This is a genomic window from Kitasatospora sp. NPDC101157 (assembly GCF_044768255.1).
Lineage (GTDB): Bacteria > Actinomycetota > Actinomycetes > Streptomycetales > Streptomycetaceae > Kitasatospora.
Window position 1 is genome coordinate 163441 of sequence record NZ_JBIWPL010000002.1, and the last position, 14836, is coordinate 178276.

Sequence of the window (14836 nt, forward strand, 5' to 3'; positions counted from 1 at the left end):
GCCGTCCGCGGCCCAGCGGTCAACTCCGGGCAAGGGCTAGCCTGTTCCGCATGACGACCACCCACTCCGCGAACCCGGCGCCCGCGAGCCCCGGCGGCCGCACCGTCCGCGATCGCCTGCTCGCGCTCGGCTCCCCGCGCGCGGCGGCGGCCGTGCTCACCGGGACGAACGCGCTCTACCTGCTGCTCGTGGTCTTCGGGAACGTCACCGACTTCGCCACCAACCAGCGGTTCGTCCAGCACGTGCTGGCGATGGACACCACCTTCCGCGACCAGGACCTGATGTGGCGTGCCGTCACGTCCCCCGGGCTGCAGAACGCGGCGTACGTCGCGATCATCGCCTGGGAGGCGCTGAGCGCCCTGGTCCTCACGGCGGGGACGTTCGCCTGGTGGCTGCGGCCGGCAGTGGCGCGTCGGCTCAGCACCCTCGGCCTGCTGCTGATGCTGCTGCTCTTCGGGGCCGGGTTCATCGGGATCGGAGGCGAGTGGTTCGCGATGTGGCAGTCGAAGGCGTGGAACGGCCTGGACGCGGCGATCCGCAACGTCACCCTGGCGGGACTGGCCCTCCTGGTGGTGAACCTGCCGCAGCGCGCCCACGCCCCGGTGGACTGAGCGAACCCGCGCCCCGGTGGACGGCGGGGACCGCGCCTCCGGTGCCCGCCGCGGGTCCGGACGGACGCAGGCCCTAGGGTGGCCGGTATGCCGCTCGTCGACGTGACCTACGCGCCCACCGTGCCCGAGCCCTCCCTGCGCGCACTGGGTTCGGTGCTGCCGCATCTGGTGTCCCTGGCGGTGGAGTGCCCCGAGGAACCGTACGACGGCGATCTGCAGCCGGGGGACGTCGAGATCCGCTTCCGGCAGCTGGGCCCGCTGGACCGCAGTGGGCTGTCGGTGGTGATCGAGATCAAGTCGAAGTGGTTCGCCAGCAGGGCGGCCGACCGGCAGGAGCGGGTGGACGCGCTCCACGAGGGCATCCGCGCCGCGACCGGGCTCGTCGACTTCGGCGTCTATCTGTCACTGCCGGTCGCCGCCTGGTCCCAGGGCGACTGACGCCGCCGGACGGACCCACTGGGTAGCGGCCGGGGCGGACATCACGTCCCCTGGAGGAATGGCCGACCCGACACCGCCGCTCAGCCCCGTCGAACACCTGCTGGAACGGTTCCTCGCCTCGGGGCGCACCCTGGATCCCAGGGACGTTCCGGCCATCGCCCAGCACTACACCCGGGCGCTCGGCATCGGCTCCGGCACCGTCTACCTCGTCGACATCCAACAGCACCGGCTCGTCCCCATCGCGGGCGGTCCGGGACTGCCGATCGACGGCACCAGCGCCGGCTGGGCCTTCCGCACCGCCTCCCTGCGCGTCACCGAGGACGACAACGGACTGGTGGCCTGGTTCCCCATGTCCGACGGCGCAGACCGGCTCGGTGTCCTGTGTCTGAGGACCGACCGCCTGAACCGCGAGGCGCTGCACCGCTGCCGACTGCTCGCCGCGCTGCTCGCCGTGGTGATCACGTCCAAGCGCGACACCAGCGACAGCTACGCCCTGGGCACCCGCGCGGAGCCCATGAGCCTCCCCGCGGAGATGCTGCGCGCCTTCCTTCCGCCCCGAACCGTCCGCACCGACAGGTCGTGTCCACCGCCGTCCTGGAACCCGCCTACGACCTCGGCGGGGACGCCTTCGACCACTCGCTGGCCGCAGGCGTCCTGCACGCCACCGTCCTCGACGCGATGGGCCACGACCTCGCCTCCGGCCTGACCGCAGCCGTTGCCCTCACCGCCTGCCGCAACGCCCGGCGCAACGGCGCCGACCTGCCCGCCCTGGTCGCCACCATCGACGACACCCTCCAGCACTGGCTGCCCGACCGCTTCGCCACCGGCATCCTGCTGCGCCTGGACGTGGCCGCCGGGGCACTGGAGTGGATCAACTGCGGCCATCCGCCGCCCCTGCTGATCCGCGACCAGCAGGTCGTCGCGGATGCCCTCGCCCGTGTGTCGGAACCGCCCCTGGGACTGGGCGCGCTCTCCGAGGGGCCCCGCACCGCCCAGACCCTCCGGCTCCAGCCCGGCGACCGGCTGCTCCTCTACACCGACGGCGTCACCGAGGCCAGGGGCGCCGGCGGCGAACTCTTCGGCCTCGAACGCTTCACCGACTTCGTCATCCGGGCCACCGCCGCCGGTGAGGAAGCCCCCGAGGCGTTGCGCCGGCTCATCCACGCGATCCTGGAGCACCAGGACAACCTGCTCTCCGACGACGCCACGATCATGATGATCGAGTGGCAGCCCGCGGCCTCGGCCCCGGTGGACGCCTTCTTCACCGATCCCTCCTGACCCCGGCCGTCACGGTCGTCGACGGCCTCACCCCCTCACCCCCTCACCCCCTCGCGCCCGCCGGCCGGGGCCGGTGTCCGGAGCCAGGGGTGGGGTGCATGCGGCGGGCAAACCGTCCGTCAGGCTGTCGGCGTCGGTGGCTCAGCGTGATGGAGGTCGGCCGATCGGTGAGAGTGCCGGGGATCGCGTGGTGAGTGCGCTCACACGCGAATGCGCTGTACGACGGCGGATAGTGGTGTCCGGCCCCGCGCTTCGAGGACGGGCCGGTGAGGAGGGCGGGAGGCGGCTCGGGCAGGCGCGGAGGGGGTTGCCGGGGGCCACCCGCTCGCCCTGGTGCTCCGCCGTCGAATCGGTGCCGGTGTCTCCGGCTACGACGGGGGATCGTGCTGAGGGGGTCTTGGCGGCCGCGGATCCGGTCTGGCAGCTTTGCATTCGTCGTCGGCTGCACCGGCTCCTGTCCCGCCGGATGCGGCTAACCGCCGAGTCACGCCCCCCGACCGTTCGGCCCCTGTCCGGCCACGGTCGAGGCGGGGCGTGACACCGGCCCAACCCGATTGAGGTCTTGTTCTACATGCCCGCTTTCAAGCTCCGTATGCGTACCTCTGCCGCGATTCTGGCCGGCACCGCCGCTGTGACCGCCCTGGGCGCCGCGGTGGTCCCCACCGTGGCCTCGGCCGCGGACGCCTCCCCGCAGGCCGTCGCCGCCCGGATCGTCCCGGCGGACCAGCTGGCCTCGTTCAGCCAGATCATCTCGCACGAGTCCGGCTGGAACGTGACGGCGACCAACCCGAGCTCGGGCTCCTACGGGCTGGGCCAGGCGCTGCCGGCCTCCAAGATGGCCTCCGCCGGTGCGGACTGGAAGACCAACCCGGCCACCCAGATCAAGTGGACGCTGGACTACATGAACACCCGCTACGGCAGCCCGAACGCCGCCTGGTCCTTCTGGCAGACCCACCACTGGTACTGAGCCGACCACTCGGCTCCTTCCGCCTCGGCGGTCGGACAGGGGTCGCCGGGGTGACCGACGAGGGCCCGGGCCCGCGCGAACGAGCGCGGGCCCGGGCCCTCGTGCTTCCTTCACCCACGCCCGAGGGCGGGGACCGTCGCACCGTCCTGCGGGCCGCCCGGGGCGGTCACGGCTACGGGCTCGACGAGCTCAGGCACTGCCTCCCGTACGGCTGACCGGCGTCCGGCGGGTGGAAGTAGGCGGTGACGGTCTTGCCGTTCTTCTCCAGCCGGGTGTGCCAGTGGTCGGCGAGCGCGTCGACCAGCGCCAGGCCGCGCCCCCCGGTGGCTTCCGGCGTCGCCGCCCGGCGGCGGGGCAGTCGGCTGCTGTGGTCGTGGACGCTCAGGTGCAGGCAGCGTCCGTCCCAGGTCAGCACCAGCTCCGCGTCGCTGCCGGCGTGGACGTGGGCGTTGGTGGTCAGCTCGGACACGGCCAGCACGACCGCGTCCGCGACGGCCGGGGCGTCTCGGTTCCAGCCGAGGTCCTCCAGGTGTCTCCTCGCCCACTCCCGCCCCGCCCGTACCCCCGCGCCGAGCGGAAGCCGCCGGGCCCATCCCACTCCGCCGCTCCTGGACATGAAGGCCTCCCTTCCGGTAGGTGCGAGATTCGTCTGCCCCCATCCGGCGACCGCATGCGACCGGGGTCACATCCCGTCCGCTGACCTGTGCTCAGGAACGCTGACGCGTCCTGTCGGTGGCGCTTCCGCGCTCTGCGTCCGGAGGCGGGGGCGCGAGCCGCCGGCATGGAACCCGAGCGCGCGGGAAGGCGGTCGTCACGGAACGCGTCGCACGGGCGACGCCGCGACACGAGGAGAGCCATGAGCGCCAACACGATCTGGGAGTTCCGTTCCGAATCCGGCCACGTCTCGGGCACCGACCTGGTCGGCTTCCACGTCGAAGCCTCCGACGGCCCGATCGGCAAGATCGACAAGCACTCCGAGGAGGTCGGTGCCTCCTACCTCGTGGTCGACACCGGCCCGTGGATCTTCGGCACCCGGGTCCTGCTGCCCGCGGCCACCGTCGCCAGGGTCGACCAGCACGAGAAGAAGGTGTACGTCGACCGGACGAAGGACGAGATCAAGAACGGCCCCGCGTTCGACCCCACCCACGGCACCGGTACCGACTACCAGGCGGGCTACAACGCCTACTACGGCCCGTTCTACGTCGGTCCCTTCCTCTGATCGGCCCGCCGGGGCGCCGGTCCCCGCTCCCAGGTCGCACCGGCTGACCGGACGGTCCGACGCGCGGGTTCAGCAGGCCTGTTCGGCAGCCGGTGCGGGCGTGCGGGGCGCTTCCCGGACGGTGGGGAGCAGCAGGACGGCGAGATTCGCCGCGCCCACCAGGGCCGCTCCCAGCAACAGCGGCGCCGAAGTCCCGATGGCCGCAGCGAGGGGCGCGGCGACCGCGAGGCCGAGCGGGCGGGCGGCGAAGGAGATCAGGGTGTCGAAGGACCCCACGCGGCCGAGGGCTTCCTGCGGGATGCGGCGTTGCATGGTGGTCTCCCACAGCGGGTTGAGGACGCCGACGCCGAACATCCCGGCGAAGTAGGCGGCCGCGACGACCGGGACCGGTAGCACGAGGGCGAAGGCCGTCAGCGGGAGTGCGAACACCGCGGCGCCGACGGCGACGCCGACCAGTGGGTCGCGGATCCGCAGCCGGGAGGCGGCGTGGACACCGGCCACCGTGCCCACCGTGCCGACCTCGGCGATGACGACCCAGGCGGTGTCCCCGCCCAGGTGGCGTGCGGTGATCACCGGGCCCAGGGTGAGGAGCACGCCCGCGGTCAGGTGCCACACGCCGTGGCCGAGGACGTTGGCCAGGAACCAGGGATGACGGCGGGTCTCGGCCCACCCCTCGCGCAGTTCCCCCAGGAAGGCGCTCCGCTCGGCGCGGGGGAGGGAGCGGTCCAGCCGCAGCCCGCCCAGAGTGGTGGCGGACGCGATGAACAGGGTGCCGGTGAGCAGGGAGGACCAGCCGGCCCCCACCAGCAGCATCAGGCCGCCGGCGGCCGCAGGAGCCGCGATCTGCGCGAGCCCCTGCGCGGCGCCGAGTCGGGCGTTGGTCCGAAGACGCGCCGGTCCGGCCACGACGGCGGCGACCAGCGTACGGACGGCCGGCGTCCCGAAGGCCACGGCCCCGCCCGTGACCGCCGACAGCACGGCCAGATCGGGGATCCGCACCCGGCCGACGAGCAGTTCCGCGCCGATCGCGAGTTGTGCGGCGGCGCGCGTCAGGTCCGCGGTGAGCACGACCCGCTGCGGTGGGAAGCGGTCGGCGACCACGCCCGCGACGGGCAGCAGGACGAGCATGGGGAGCAGCTCGCAGGCCAGCACGAGGCCGAGGTCCGCGGCCGAGCCGGTACGGACGACCGCGAGGGTGAGGGTGGTCGGGATCAGCGCGGTCGCGAGGGCGGCGACGGTGCGCCCCACCAGTAACCGGCGAATCGGAGAGGTCATGACGCGCACGGTACTTCGTGCCGGTCCGGCCGCCCGCGGCGGGCCGTGCCCCGTCACGCCGTCACCCGTCAGCGGGCGAGGGTCGGGACGGTACCGCACTCGGCGTGCTCGACCTGGACGCCGGGCAGGCCGCGGGACCAGGCGGTGGCGATCGGAGTGAGCTGGGCGCGAGGGTCGGGACGGTACCGCACTCGGCGTGCTCGACCTGGACGCCGGGCAGGCCGCGGGACCAGGCGGTGGCGATCGGAGTGAGCTGGGCGCGGGGGAGAGGGACGGGGCCGAGACCGATCGGGAAGTGGATGCGGCCGTCGGGGGTGCGGTAGGGGTGGGGCCAGGCGTGGATCCGGGTGGCTCCGGCCTCCTCCAGGGCGGCGAGCAGGGTGCGGAGGCGGCCGCGGACGGGGCCGGCGGACTCCTCGTCGGCGCTGATCACGGCCCAGGCGGCGTGCCGGCGGTGCAGCGGGGGCGGGGAGAGCAGGGCGGGCCAGGGGTCGGGGTCGGTGGTGGTCAGTTCCCAGGCGCGGTAGAGCTCCTCGGTGAGCAGGTCGCGGGTGTCCGGGCCGACCTGGGTGGTGCAGCTGCGGACGGGGGCGGAAGGGGTGAGGACGGTCAGCGCGGCGGAGCCGTGATCGGTGAACTCCCCGGTGAGGGTGACCGGCTGGCGCCAGTCCCAGGAGGCCCAGGTCTCGGTGAAGCCCTGGAACAGGTCGTTCTCGGAGGCATCGGAGGAACTGGAGGCGTCGGGGGCGTCGGGGGCCGACAGGACGGTGCGGGCGGCGAGCACCGACCAGGCCAGTGAGGGCAATTGGCCGAACGGCGCACCGTCCAGGCCGCGCGCCCGGGCCCAGGCCTTGACCTGCCGGGCCAGCCGGACGAAGCGGGGGTGCCGCTCCCCGAGCGCCGACAGGATCGCCTCGGCGTCCGTCACCGCGCTCAGCGCGAGGGCCGCCGCCTCACCCAACTCGGCGCGCCGGGGAACGGCTCGGGCGGGATCCAGGGCGCCGGTGAACACCAGGGCGAGGTCGACGGTCAGCCCGTCCGTCTCCAGTCGCAGCCCCGGCACCCGGGCGCCGCGTACCTCCCGCACCCGCCGGGCCTGCGGCACGGCGGCCCTCACCCGGGCCAGCACCCCGGGCAGGTCGGCCGGGCCCGGGAGCGCGGCCACCAGGTCCAGGTCGCCGCCGTCCAACTGGCAGCCCAGGCGCCGCGAACCCACCGTGTGGACGATGCCCTCGGGCAGTGCCGAGGTGATTCGCCGGGCCAACTCGTCGGCAACGGCGGTGCGTTCGGGCGCTTCGGCACCCAGCGACACCGCCGGGTCCTCCGGCACCAGCCGCACCTCGCCGGTGCCCAGCGCGACCACCGCGCGCGGGTGCATCGGCTCGTCGCCCCGACGGGAGAGCACCACCAGCTCGCCGACCCGGGCGTCCACGCCCGTCAACCGGGCGGCGCAGTCCGCGGCCACCCGCTGCGGGTCCGCGCTGCGCCCGAGGCTCAGGTGCGGGGTGAAGCCCTCGGCGCGGCCCCGGCAGCGGGGGAAGCGGCGTTCGAGGGCGTGCCGGAGTGCGGCCCAGGGCTCCGGCGCGGCGGCGGCCGGGTCCAGCCAGACGGTGGCGTCCTCGCGGTGCCCGAAGGTGTGCACGCCGTCGAGCCGGGCGGTGAACGGGGCGACCTCGGCGGCGGCCGCGCCGAGCAGCGGCAGGGCGCGGTCGAACGCGGACTCCGGCACGAAGCCGAACAGCAGGTTGACGTGCGGGGGCCAGCGCCGGATCTGGGGGTCGTGGGCGGCGCGCAACTGCTGGATCGGCGGCCAGAGTTCCTCGGGCGGCAGCCAGGCGAGGGCGGTCCGGGGGGTGGGCGCGGCGTCCAGCGTCTCCGGGGAGGAGGCGTCGTCGAGAGTGAGGTCGACGGTCACGCCGTAGTGGTCGGAGGGGTGGAGTCCGTCGGGGCCCGGCCGGTCGCCGAGCAGGGTGGCCGCGGTGGCGCGGGCGCGGTCGGACCGGTGCAGCACGCGGTCGATCCGGCCGGGCCGGCCGGTGAGCGAGGAGACGGCGGCCAGCGGGTTGGCGGTGGGGTCGAAGGTGGGGGTGTCGTCGGCCGGGCCGTGCACCTGCGTCCAGGCGTCCCGCAGTCCCAGGGCGGCGGCGGGGCCGTCCGGGCCGGAGCGGGCGTCGTTGAAGTCCCCGAGCAGCAGCAGTTCGCCCTCGACGCCGGACAGTCCCTCCGCCAGCCGGGCCAGTTCGGCCTGGCGGCGCGAGGGGCCGTCCGTCGAGTGGTCGCTGCTCAGGTGGACCGCGGCGACGGTCAGCGGGCCGTCGGCCGTCCGGACGGTGACGGCGATGACGGCCTTGTGCGAGCCGAGGACGTGCCGTCCGGCTTCGAGCACCGGGAGCCGGCTGAGCAGCAGCAGTCCGTACTCGGCCACGTCGCCGCCGGACGGGTCGCCGCCGAGGGTGTAGCCGTCGCGGACCCAGGGGGCGGCCAGCAGCTGGGCGGCCAGCGCCGGTTCGGCCTCCTGGAGGGCGATGACGTCGGCGTCGGCGGCCTCCAGCTCGGCGAGCAGCAGCGGCCGGCGGCGCGTGGTGGAGATCCGGTCGGCGTCGTAACGGTCCCACAGGGTGTTCCAGGTGACCACGCGAAGGTTGTTCGAGCCGGCTGCTTCGGTGCGGGCCTCGTGCGGCTGCCAGCCGCCGTCCGGCCGCCAGGCGTACGGGGTGACGGCGCTGAAGAAGGGTGAGGGGAGGTGGCGGGGTTCGGTGCGGCGCCCTGCCTCGGTGGTGTCCAGGACGTCCACGCCGGTGGTGCGGTCCCACACCACGACGCCGTCCGCCTCGACCCAGCGGACCCGGTGCCAGGGAACCTCGCCGGAGGCGGCGAAGGCCTCCAGCGGGACGCGCTTGGTGCGGTCGTCGCGCTGACGCACGCCCAGGGTGAACCGGGCCGGGTCGAAGCGGGCGTCCCAGCGGATGCGCTGGCAGACCTGTTCGATGGGGCGCATCACTCCTCCTCGGAGTCGAGCGTGCCCGCCGTGTCCTCCACGGTGCCACCCGGGCCGACGTACCAGGTGCGGTGCGCCTGGCCGGGGTGCGGCGGGCTGAAGCGGTGCAGTTGGGCGGTGAGCACCTCGGACGGCACCGGATGCGGGCGGACGGCGTTGCGGCGCAGCAGTTCCTGTTCCCCGACCAGCAGCACCACCTGGGTGACCAGGGCGTCGCGGCGCCGGGCGATGCCGTGGACGTGGGAGCGCTGCTCGCGGTTGAGCGAGGTGGCGTCCCAGGCCACGGTGGCGGCCGGGTCGGCGAGGGCCGCGTCCAGCCGGGCCAGGCCGCTGCGCAGCACCTCGGGGTTGTGGCGCTGGTCGGCGCGCGAGCCGAGGGCGGCGCGCAGGTCGTCCAGGCTGATCCGGGTGGAGACGCCGGGTAGTGCGGCGGCGAAGGTGCTCTTGCCGCTGCCGGACGGGCCGCTCAGGTGGACCAGCCGGGGGAAGCGGCCGTCCCGCCAGCGCCAGGTGGCGGCGACCGCCTCCTCGACGGTGGTGATCCGGCCGAGCGCGTAGGCCTCGCGGGCCTGGGCCCAGCAGCGGTCGGCGGCGTCCGGGTCGAGCTCGGCCAGGGCCTCGCGCAGGCCGGTGCGCAGCCAGGCCAGCGGGTCGGCGCCGAGCAGTCCGGCGTCCTCGGCGTGCAGGGCGGACCAGGCGACCTGCTCGCGCTCGGCGGGGCCCGGGGCGGCGGTCGCGGCCACCGCGTGCAGCACGCCGAGGTCGGCGGCGGCGGAGAGCCGGACCAGGCCGGCGCGACGCTCCTCGTCCGGGTACGGCTGCTGGAGGCCGGAGTGGAGGGCGACCAGGTCGGCGACCCGGCGGGCCAGCGGCAGGCCGAGGCGGTCGGCCAGTCGGGGGGCGAGCTGGGGTGCGGCCGGTCGGGTGGCGAGCCGGGGCTCCGCGAGCCGGGTGGCGGGCCGGGGCTCCGCGGGCTGGGGGGCGAGCTGAGAGGCGGTTGGGTTCCGATGGGTGGTGCGACGCAGCGCGGTGGCGAGCACGCCGGCCAGTCGGGCGTCGCCGGTGCGGCCCAGCTCGTCCAGCCGGGCGGAAATCTCCGCCAATTCCTCCTGCGGGCAGTGGAGTTCTGGGAATGCCAAGGCTTCGGCCAGCAGCGGGAGGTCCGGCAGCTGGCCGGCGCGAACGTCCCAGAGCGCGGCGTTCGGGCCGAGGCCGTTCTCCACCACGGCGGCGTGCATCCAGTGGGTGTCGGTGCGGACGTGGTGCGGGCGGACCCACTTGGCGATCCGTTCGCCGAACTCGGCCCGGGGGAAGCCGCGGACGGTTCGGACGACGTAGCCCTCCTGCCGGTCCAGGTCCAACCGCAGGGCGCGCAGCGCCCGTTCGTCGTAGCGGCCGCGCCAGAGCACCCGGGGCGTCGGGACCCCGAGGCGGCGCAGGAAGCGGACGGTGTCGTCCCAGTCCAGGCAGTGGTCCCGGTCCGTCCAGACCGAGAAGCCGTGGAACCAGCTGTCCAGGTCGGTGTACGGGATGGAGTGCCGGGCGAACAGGTTCTCGCCGCAGACCCGCCAGCCGGCCGGGATCCGGGGGCCCACCCGGCTCTGCAGGCCCTTGACCCAGGCCCGGGACGGGTGGTGGGCGGAGTCCAGCGAGCGGGCGTGGAGGCCGTCGGCGTAGAGCGTGGTGTTCTCGCCGTCCAGCTTCTCGGTGACGACGACCTCCGCCCCGGCCAGGCCGGAGAGGTCCCCGGTCCTGATGTCGTCCGCCGCAGCCCCCGGTGACCAGGGGAGATGCGGCGTCCGGGGGTAGTGCACGCGCATGTTCCGCTCCCTGGCGTCCTTGATCCGGCGGCCACTGTAGGAGCGGACGGAAGGGACGGGCCACCGAATATCGGACTGCCGTGCGGCTCAGTCGATGCGGTGCTCGCGCCAGAAGGGCGTCAGGTCGACGGAGGTCGCGGCCTGGGCGGCGGCCTTGAAGTCGGCGGTGGTGGAGACGCCGTACCAGTGTGCGCGGGCGTAGTCGCGCAGCAGGGTGGCCATGGTGTCCGCGCCGATCAGGCGGCGCAGTTCGTGCAGGGCGCAGGAGCCGTGGTCGTAGATGACCGGCACGTAGCGGTCCGGGTGGTTGTCCCAGTAGCTCATCGGGTTGGTGAGGCGTTCGTCCGCGGACCGCCAGGGCGTCCTGGCGGCGCAGCCCTCGCCGGTGTCGCCCATGGCGACGGCCATGGCGTACTCGGCGAAGGACTCGTCGAGCCAGGGCGTGCGGTACTGGTCGTCGCCGACGATGCCGTACCACCACTGGTGCGCCAGCTCGTGGATCACGGCGGAGGGCCGGATCCAGTCGAGGACGAAGCCCGGGTACTCCATGCCGGCGAAGTCGAACCGGTTGTCGAGCACCAGGGCCAGGTCCCCGTACGGGTAGGCGCCGTAGCGGGCGGAGTGGGCGTCGATGGTCCGCAGGGAGAGGTCCAGCATGTCCTGGGCGTCCTTGGGGGCGATGTCGGCGACCGAGTAGACGGCGACCCGGACGCCGTCCGGGGACCGGCCCTCGATGCGGCTGAACGGGCCGGCGGCCCAGGCGAATTCGCGGACCTTGCGGGCGCCGATCCGGGTGACCGTACGGCCGGGCTCGCCGGGGGTGTCGACGGCGGTGCCGGTGGCGGGGACCAGCAGGCCGCTGGGGTGGTCGAGGGTGACGTCGAAGTCGGAGCTGAGGCCGTAGAAGGACTCGCCGAGTTCGGAGTACGGGTCGAGGTGCCAGCCCGCCTGGTCGCGGACGGCGAGGACGGGAAGGGCGTTGCCGATGAAGCTGAAGGCGCCGTCGCGGCCGAAGCGGTCGATGCCGTCCGGGACGTCGACGGTGAGGTCGAAGTCGACGGTGCCGGAGGCGCCCTGGGGCAGCGGGCGGGCGAGGGGGACGCGTAGGGCGGTGCAGTCGACCTCGTAGTGGTCCTGGGCGTCCTGGGCGGCTTGAGTGGCCGGCGTGGTCCGGATGGTTCGGGCGGCCTGGGGCGGCTGGGTGGTCTGGGTTGTGTTCAGACCGGTCACCCGGACGGACGGGCGCGCGCAGCCGCCGCGGAAGTTGTCCCAGAGGCGCAGGTACACCTCGTCGAGGGGGTCGGGCGAGGCGTTGCTGAAGGTGATCCGCTCGTGGCCGCGCCAGTGGGCGCCGGTGTCGTCGCTGTTCAGATCGACGGTGTAGGCGGGGGTGCCGGGAGTACGCGTCGGGTCGGTGTCGCTGACGGCGGCGGGGGTGGCAGCAGCGGCAGCAGTCGCGGTGGTAGCGGCGTGGCCGGGCGGGGCGGTGGCCGCCGTCAGCAGCACGGCGAGGACGGCGAACAGGGGGTGGAGGCGTCGCACGCCGTGGTCTCCTGTCGTTGGAAGGGAGGAGCGGTAGGGGAAGCAGGGGTGGTGCCGGGCGAGGCGGCGGTGGACGGTTCGGCGGATGGCGCGCCGAGCTCGACGCTCAACAGGCCGAGCACCTCGCGCATCCGCCGTTCCACCTCCTCGATCGAGGCGCCCACCACCCGGACGTACCCCGAGGCGTTGTCCGAGGGCCGCCGGGCGGCGACCGAGTCGCCGACACCGATCTTGAGAACGGCCCCGACCACTCCGGGGACACGCACCAGCTCCTCCGTCGGAGTGATCCGCCGGACCGTACCCGCGCCGGACAGCGGCAGCAGCAGGGTCCCCGCGCGGCTCCTGTGGTCAGACCATGAGCCGGCGCAGAGCGTCGGCGACCTGCGCGGCGCCGGCGGTTCCGACCGACCTCGTCATCGCCGTCCAGTCGGGGACGGAGCTGCCGGGGACGGAGCTGCCGGGGTCGGAGTTGCCGGGGGCGGACGCGCCGGCCCCGAACCCGTCGGCCAGGCGTTTGAGCTTCTCGACCAGCCCCTGCCGTACGGCCGTCGCCGTTCGGTGGCGGCCGAGGTCGGCGGCTCGGGCGATGCCGCCGTAGATCAGGTCGAGGGCCTTGCCCACGCCGTGGGTGCGCAGCGCCAGCACCTCGTCCTCGTCGAAGACCTCCGCCGGCCAGCGGAGGCGCACGTCGGTGCCGACTGCCCGGCTGTGGAAGCGGCCGTTGAAGATCTGACTGAGGTTCTGCGGCGGCAGGCAGAGCGTGGGGGTCCCGAGCTGCCCCGCCTCCAGGAGGGTGGTCAGGCCGGGGGAGGTGAGCAGTACGTCGCACTCGGCGAGGCGGCGCAGGAAGTCCTCGTGGGGGAGGGCGCCGACCGTGGTGGTGGCCGGATGCGCGCAGGAGTCCACCAACTGTGCCGCCAGCCAGGCGGGCAGGTTGCCCGCGATGTGCACCTCGGTGATCCCGCTCGCGGTGAGCGCCTCCAGGGCAGGGGGCAGGACGAGCCGCGGATAGCCGGCCCAGTCGGCGAGTCGGGGCGCGCGCAGGCCGCCGAGGTTGAGCAGGGCCCGACGTGGGTAGCGCGTCGGCGCGGTGCTCCGGGAGACTCCGCCGTCGGCGATCACGGCGTCCACCCAGCGCAGCTGGTGCACGTCGGCCAGCACCCGGGCGCCCTGGCGGGGCAGTTCCACGCACCGCTGGGCGCAGTACACCTCGGCGTCCAGCGGGAGGTCGGGGCGGTCCCCGTCCGTCCACAGGAACGGCAGGCTGTCGACGAACACCACCGGCACCCCGCAGGCCCGCAACGCCTTCGCCAGCCCGCCGTCCAGTACCACCAGCGCCGCCTCCACGCGCTGCGCCTGGACGATCCGTCTCAGCTCCGCCTCCGACCGGGTGTCCGGGAGGTCGAACCAGCGCTCGACCGGCTGCTCGGCGAGCACCGATCTCCCCAGTCCGGAGGCCAGCCCGATGAATCTCAGCCGGTCGCCGCCGGTACCCCGGAGGGCGGACAGCACCGCGCTCAACTTCCCCGAGCTGCCCCAGCCGAACTCCACCCCGGCCACGGCAACCGTCCTGGTCTCCGCCTTCGCCCGCATCCGTGTCAACTCCCCCGCCCGTACCGGATCTCCTGTCGTCCGTATTCGTACCAGGCGAGAGAAACGGGCTTGATTCGGCTACCTACCGAAAAATGAAAGCTAACCACCCCACCAGGTGAAGCTGCGCGTCAGCGCATTGACGGAGGGTCGTCCAGTGATCGGGCCGGTCGCCTCGCCCCGCCCGCAACACGCGGGCAGGAACGTCCCTGCGCCCCGGGGCCGCCGTACCGGGCTGCAATGGGCGCCGACCCGGGCCGAGCGCCAACCGCAGACCACAGGAGAGGGCCGCCCGATGGAGCAGCCGACGACCGCCGACACCGATCCGGTCCGCGTACTGGAGACCTCGGGCCCCGACTACCGCCGGGCCTTCGGCCTCTTCCTCGCCGGCACGGACGAGAAGCCCCGCACCCACGCCCGGCTGAGCGACATCGCCATGACCCTCCCGCACCGCCGGGTCCTGCTGGACCTCGGCGCCGGGGACGGCCGCACCACCGCGCACCTCGCCCGGTACTTCGACCGCACGATCGCCGTCGAGCCGAGCGCCGCCATGCGCGAGAGGCTCGCCGCCGCCTGCCCGGACGCCCTGGTCCTCCCCGAGCCGCTGGAGCGCGCCGCCCCGCCCGGGCCGGGCGACCTGGTCCACCTCTCCCACGTGCTCTACTACGTCCCGGAGCCGGACTGGCTCCCCACCGCCACCCGAGCCCTCGGCTGGACGGCACCCGGCGGCGCCCTGCTGATCGTCCTGCAGAACCCCGACAGCCCGTGCATGCGGATGGCCGCCCACTTCACCGGCGTCCGCTACGACCTGCGCCCCCTCCTGGACCGCCTGCGCGCCGAGCATCCCTCCCACGACTACGCCCTGGAGACCCTCGTCCTCCACTACCGCACGCCCCACCTCGCCGAAGCCGTCGACGTCGCCGAATTCATGGTCAACGTCGCCGATCTCGCCGCCCTCGACGCCCGCCCGACCAGGGGCGCCGTCGCCGCCTACGTCCAGCAGCACTTCGCCCGTCCCGACGGCGGCTACGCCATCGGCCACACCCAGGACATGCTGATCGTCCGCCGTGCCCGGGAGTGACCGTCGCTCCTCGCGGC

Annotated in this window: 12 protein-coding genes and 1 pseudogene; 6 read left to right on the plus strand and 7 right to left on the minus strand. The window is 74.2% G+C overall.

All coding sequences use genetic code 11. The features are described from left to right. Positions 1–50 precede the first annotated feature (50 nt). From ACIRVF_RS04185 to ACIRVF_RS04200, 4 genes and pseudogenes are all read left to right on the plus strand, one after another. On the plus strand, positions 51–611 hold the full coding sequence (locus ACIRVF_RS04185) for a DUF2165 domain-containing protein (protein WP_402813398.1): 561 nt from the start codon (positions 51–53) through the stop codon (positions 609–611). Positions 612–698: 87 nt separating this feature from the next. After that, positions 699–1049, plus strand: a complete 351-nt coding sequence (locus tag ACIRVF_RS04190) for a hypothetical protein (RefSeq protein WP_402813401.1) — start codon at positions 699–701, stop codon at positions 1047–1049. A gap of 58 nt (positions 1050–1107) precedes the next feature. Next, a pseudogene (locus ACIRVF_RS04195) lies at positions 1108–2327 on the plus strand (PP2C family protein-serine/threonine phosphatase). A 592-nt stretch (positions 2328–2919) separates the two neighbouring features. Next, complete coding sequence (locus tag ACIRVF_RS04200) at positions 2920–3294, plus strand: transglycosylase SLT domain-containing protein (protein ID WP_402813404.1); 375 nt, start codon at positions 2920–2922, stop codon at positions 3292–3294. A 172-nt stretch (positions 3295–3466) separates the two neighbouring features. Here the strand turns inward: ACIRVF_RS04200 and ACIRVF_RS04205 are convergent, their stop codons facing one another. Next, positions 3467–3910, minus strand: a complete 444-nt coding sequence (locus ACIRVF_RS04205) for an ATP-binding protein (RefSeq protein ID WP_402813407.1) — start codon at positions 3908–3910, stop codon at positions 3467–3469. 240 nt (positions 3911–4150) lie between these two features. Between ACIRVF_RS04205 and ACIRVF_RS04210 the strand changes: the two genes are divergently transcribed. Beyond that, positions 4151–4513, plus strand: a complete 363-nt coding sequence (locus ACIRVF_RS04210; protein WP_402813410.1) for a PRC-barrel domain-containing protein — start codon at positions 4151–4153, stop codon at positions 4511–4513. A gap of 69 nt (positions 4514–4582) precedes the next feature. Here ACIRVF_RS04210 and ACIRVF_RS04215 read toward each other — a convergent pair whose 3' ends face one another. The 6 genes from ACIRVF_RS04215 to ACIRVF_RS04240 all read right to left on the minus strand — a co-directional run bounded on the left by ACIRVF_RS04215 (position 4583) and on the right by ACIRVF_RS04240 (position 13741). Further along, positions 4583–5788, minus strand: a complete 1206-nt coding sequence (locus tag ACIRVF_RS04215; RefSeq protein ID WP_402813413.1) for an MFS transporter — start codon at positions 5786–5788, stop codon at positions 4583–4585. 61 nt (positions 5789–5849) lie between these two features. After that, complete coding sequence (locus ACIRVF_RS04220) at positions 5850–8786, minus strand: RNA repair domain-containing protein (RefSeq protein WP_402813416.1); 2937 nt, start codon at positions 8784–8786, stop codon at positions 5850–5852. After that, entirely contained in the window at positions 8786–10606 is a 1821-nt protein-coding gene (locus ACIRVF_RS04225; RefSeq protein WP_402813419.1) for an RNA ligase family protein, read from the minus strand. Before ACIRVF_RS04225 ends, ACIRVF_RS04220 begins: the two co-directional genes overlap by 1 nt. Positions 10607–10693: 87 nt before the next feature. After that, positions 10694–12148, minus strand: coding sequence for a M1 family metallopeptidase (locus tag ACIRVF_RS04230; protein WP_402813422.1), 1455 nt, complete (start codon positions 12146–12148; stop codon positions 10694–10696). After that, positions 12103–12474, minus strand: coding sequence for a hypothetical protein (locus ACIRVF_RS04235; RefSeq protein WP_402814605.1), 372 nt, complete (start codon positions 12472–12474; stop codon positions 12103–12105). The genes ACIRVF_RS04230 and ACIRVF_RS04235 overlap by 46 nt, the downstream gene beginning before the upstream one ends. A 22-nt stretch (positions 12475–12496) precedes the next feature. Next, positions 12497–13741 (minus strand): hydroxymethylcytosylglucuronate/cytosylglucuronate synthase, encoded by a 1245-nt coding sequence (locus ACIRVF_RS04240; protein ID WP_402813425.1) that lies wholly within the window; start codon positions 13739–13741, stop codon positions 12497–12499. Positions 13742–14033: 292 nt separating this feature from the next. Between ACIRVF_RS04240 and ACIRVF_RS04245 the strand changes: the two genes are divergently transcribed. Continuing rightward, positions 14034–14819: a class I SAM-dependent methyltransferase gene (locus ACIRVF_RS04245; RefSeq protein WP_402813428.1), complete on the plus strand. Its 786-nt coding sequence runs from the start codon at positions 14034–14036 to the stop codon at positions 14817–14819. Positions 14820–14836 lie beyond the last annotated feature (17 nt).

Coding starts and splice junctions, on each gene's coding strand:
- ACIRVF_RS04245 (WP_402813428.1), top strand. CDS start 14,034: ATGGAGCAGCCGACGACCGCCGACACCGATCCGGTCCGCGTACTGGAG.
- ACIRVF_RS04200 (WP_402813404.1), top strand. CDS start 2,920: ATGCGTACCTCTGCCGCGATTCTGGCCGGCACCGCCGCTGTGACCGCC.
- ACIRVF_RS04210 (WP_402813410.1), top strand. CDS start 4,151: ATGAGCGCCAACACGATCTGGGAGTTCCGTTCCGAATCCGGCCACGTC.
- ACIRVF_RS04240 (WP_402813425.1), bottom strand. CDS start 13,741: ATGCGGGCGAAGGCGGAGACCAGGACGGTTGCCGTGGCCGGGGTGGAG.
- ACIRVF_RS04205 (WP_402813407.1), bottom strand. CDS start 3,910: ATGTCCAGGAGCGGCGGAGTGGGATGGGCCCGGCGGCTTCCGCTCGGC.
- ACIRVF_RS04190 (WP_402813401.1), top strand. CDS start 699: ATGCCGCTCGTCGACGTGACCTACGCGCCCACCGTGCCCGAGCCCTCC.
- ACIRVF_RS04220 (WP_402813416.1), bottom strand. CDS start 8,786: ATGCGCCCCATCGAACAGGTCTGCCAGCGCATCCGCTGGGACGCCCGC.
- ACIRVF_RS04185 (WP_402813398.1), top strand. CDS start 51: ATGACGACCACCCACTCCGCGAACCCGGCGCCCGCGAGCCCCGGCGGC.
- ACIRVF_RS04215 (WP_402813413.1), bottom strand. CDS start 5,788: ATGACCTCTCCGATTCGCCGGTTACTGGTGGGGCGCACCGTCGCCGCC.
- ACIRVF_RS04225 (WP_402813419.1), bottom strand. CDS start 10,606: ATGCGCGTGCACTACCCCCGGACGCCGCATCTCCCCTGGTCACCGGGG.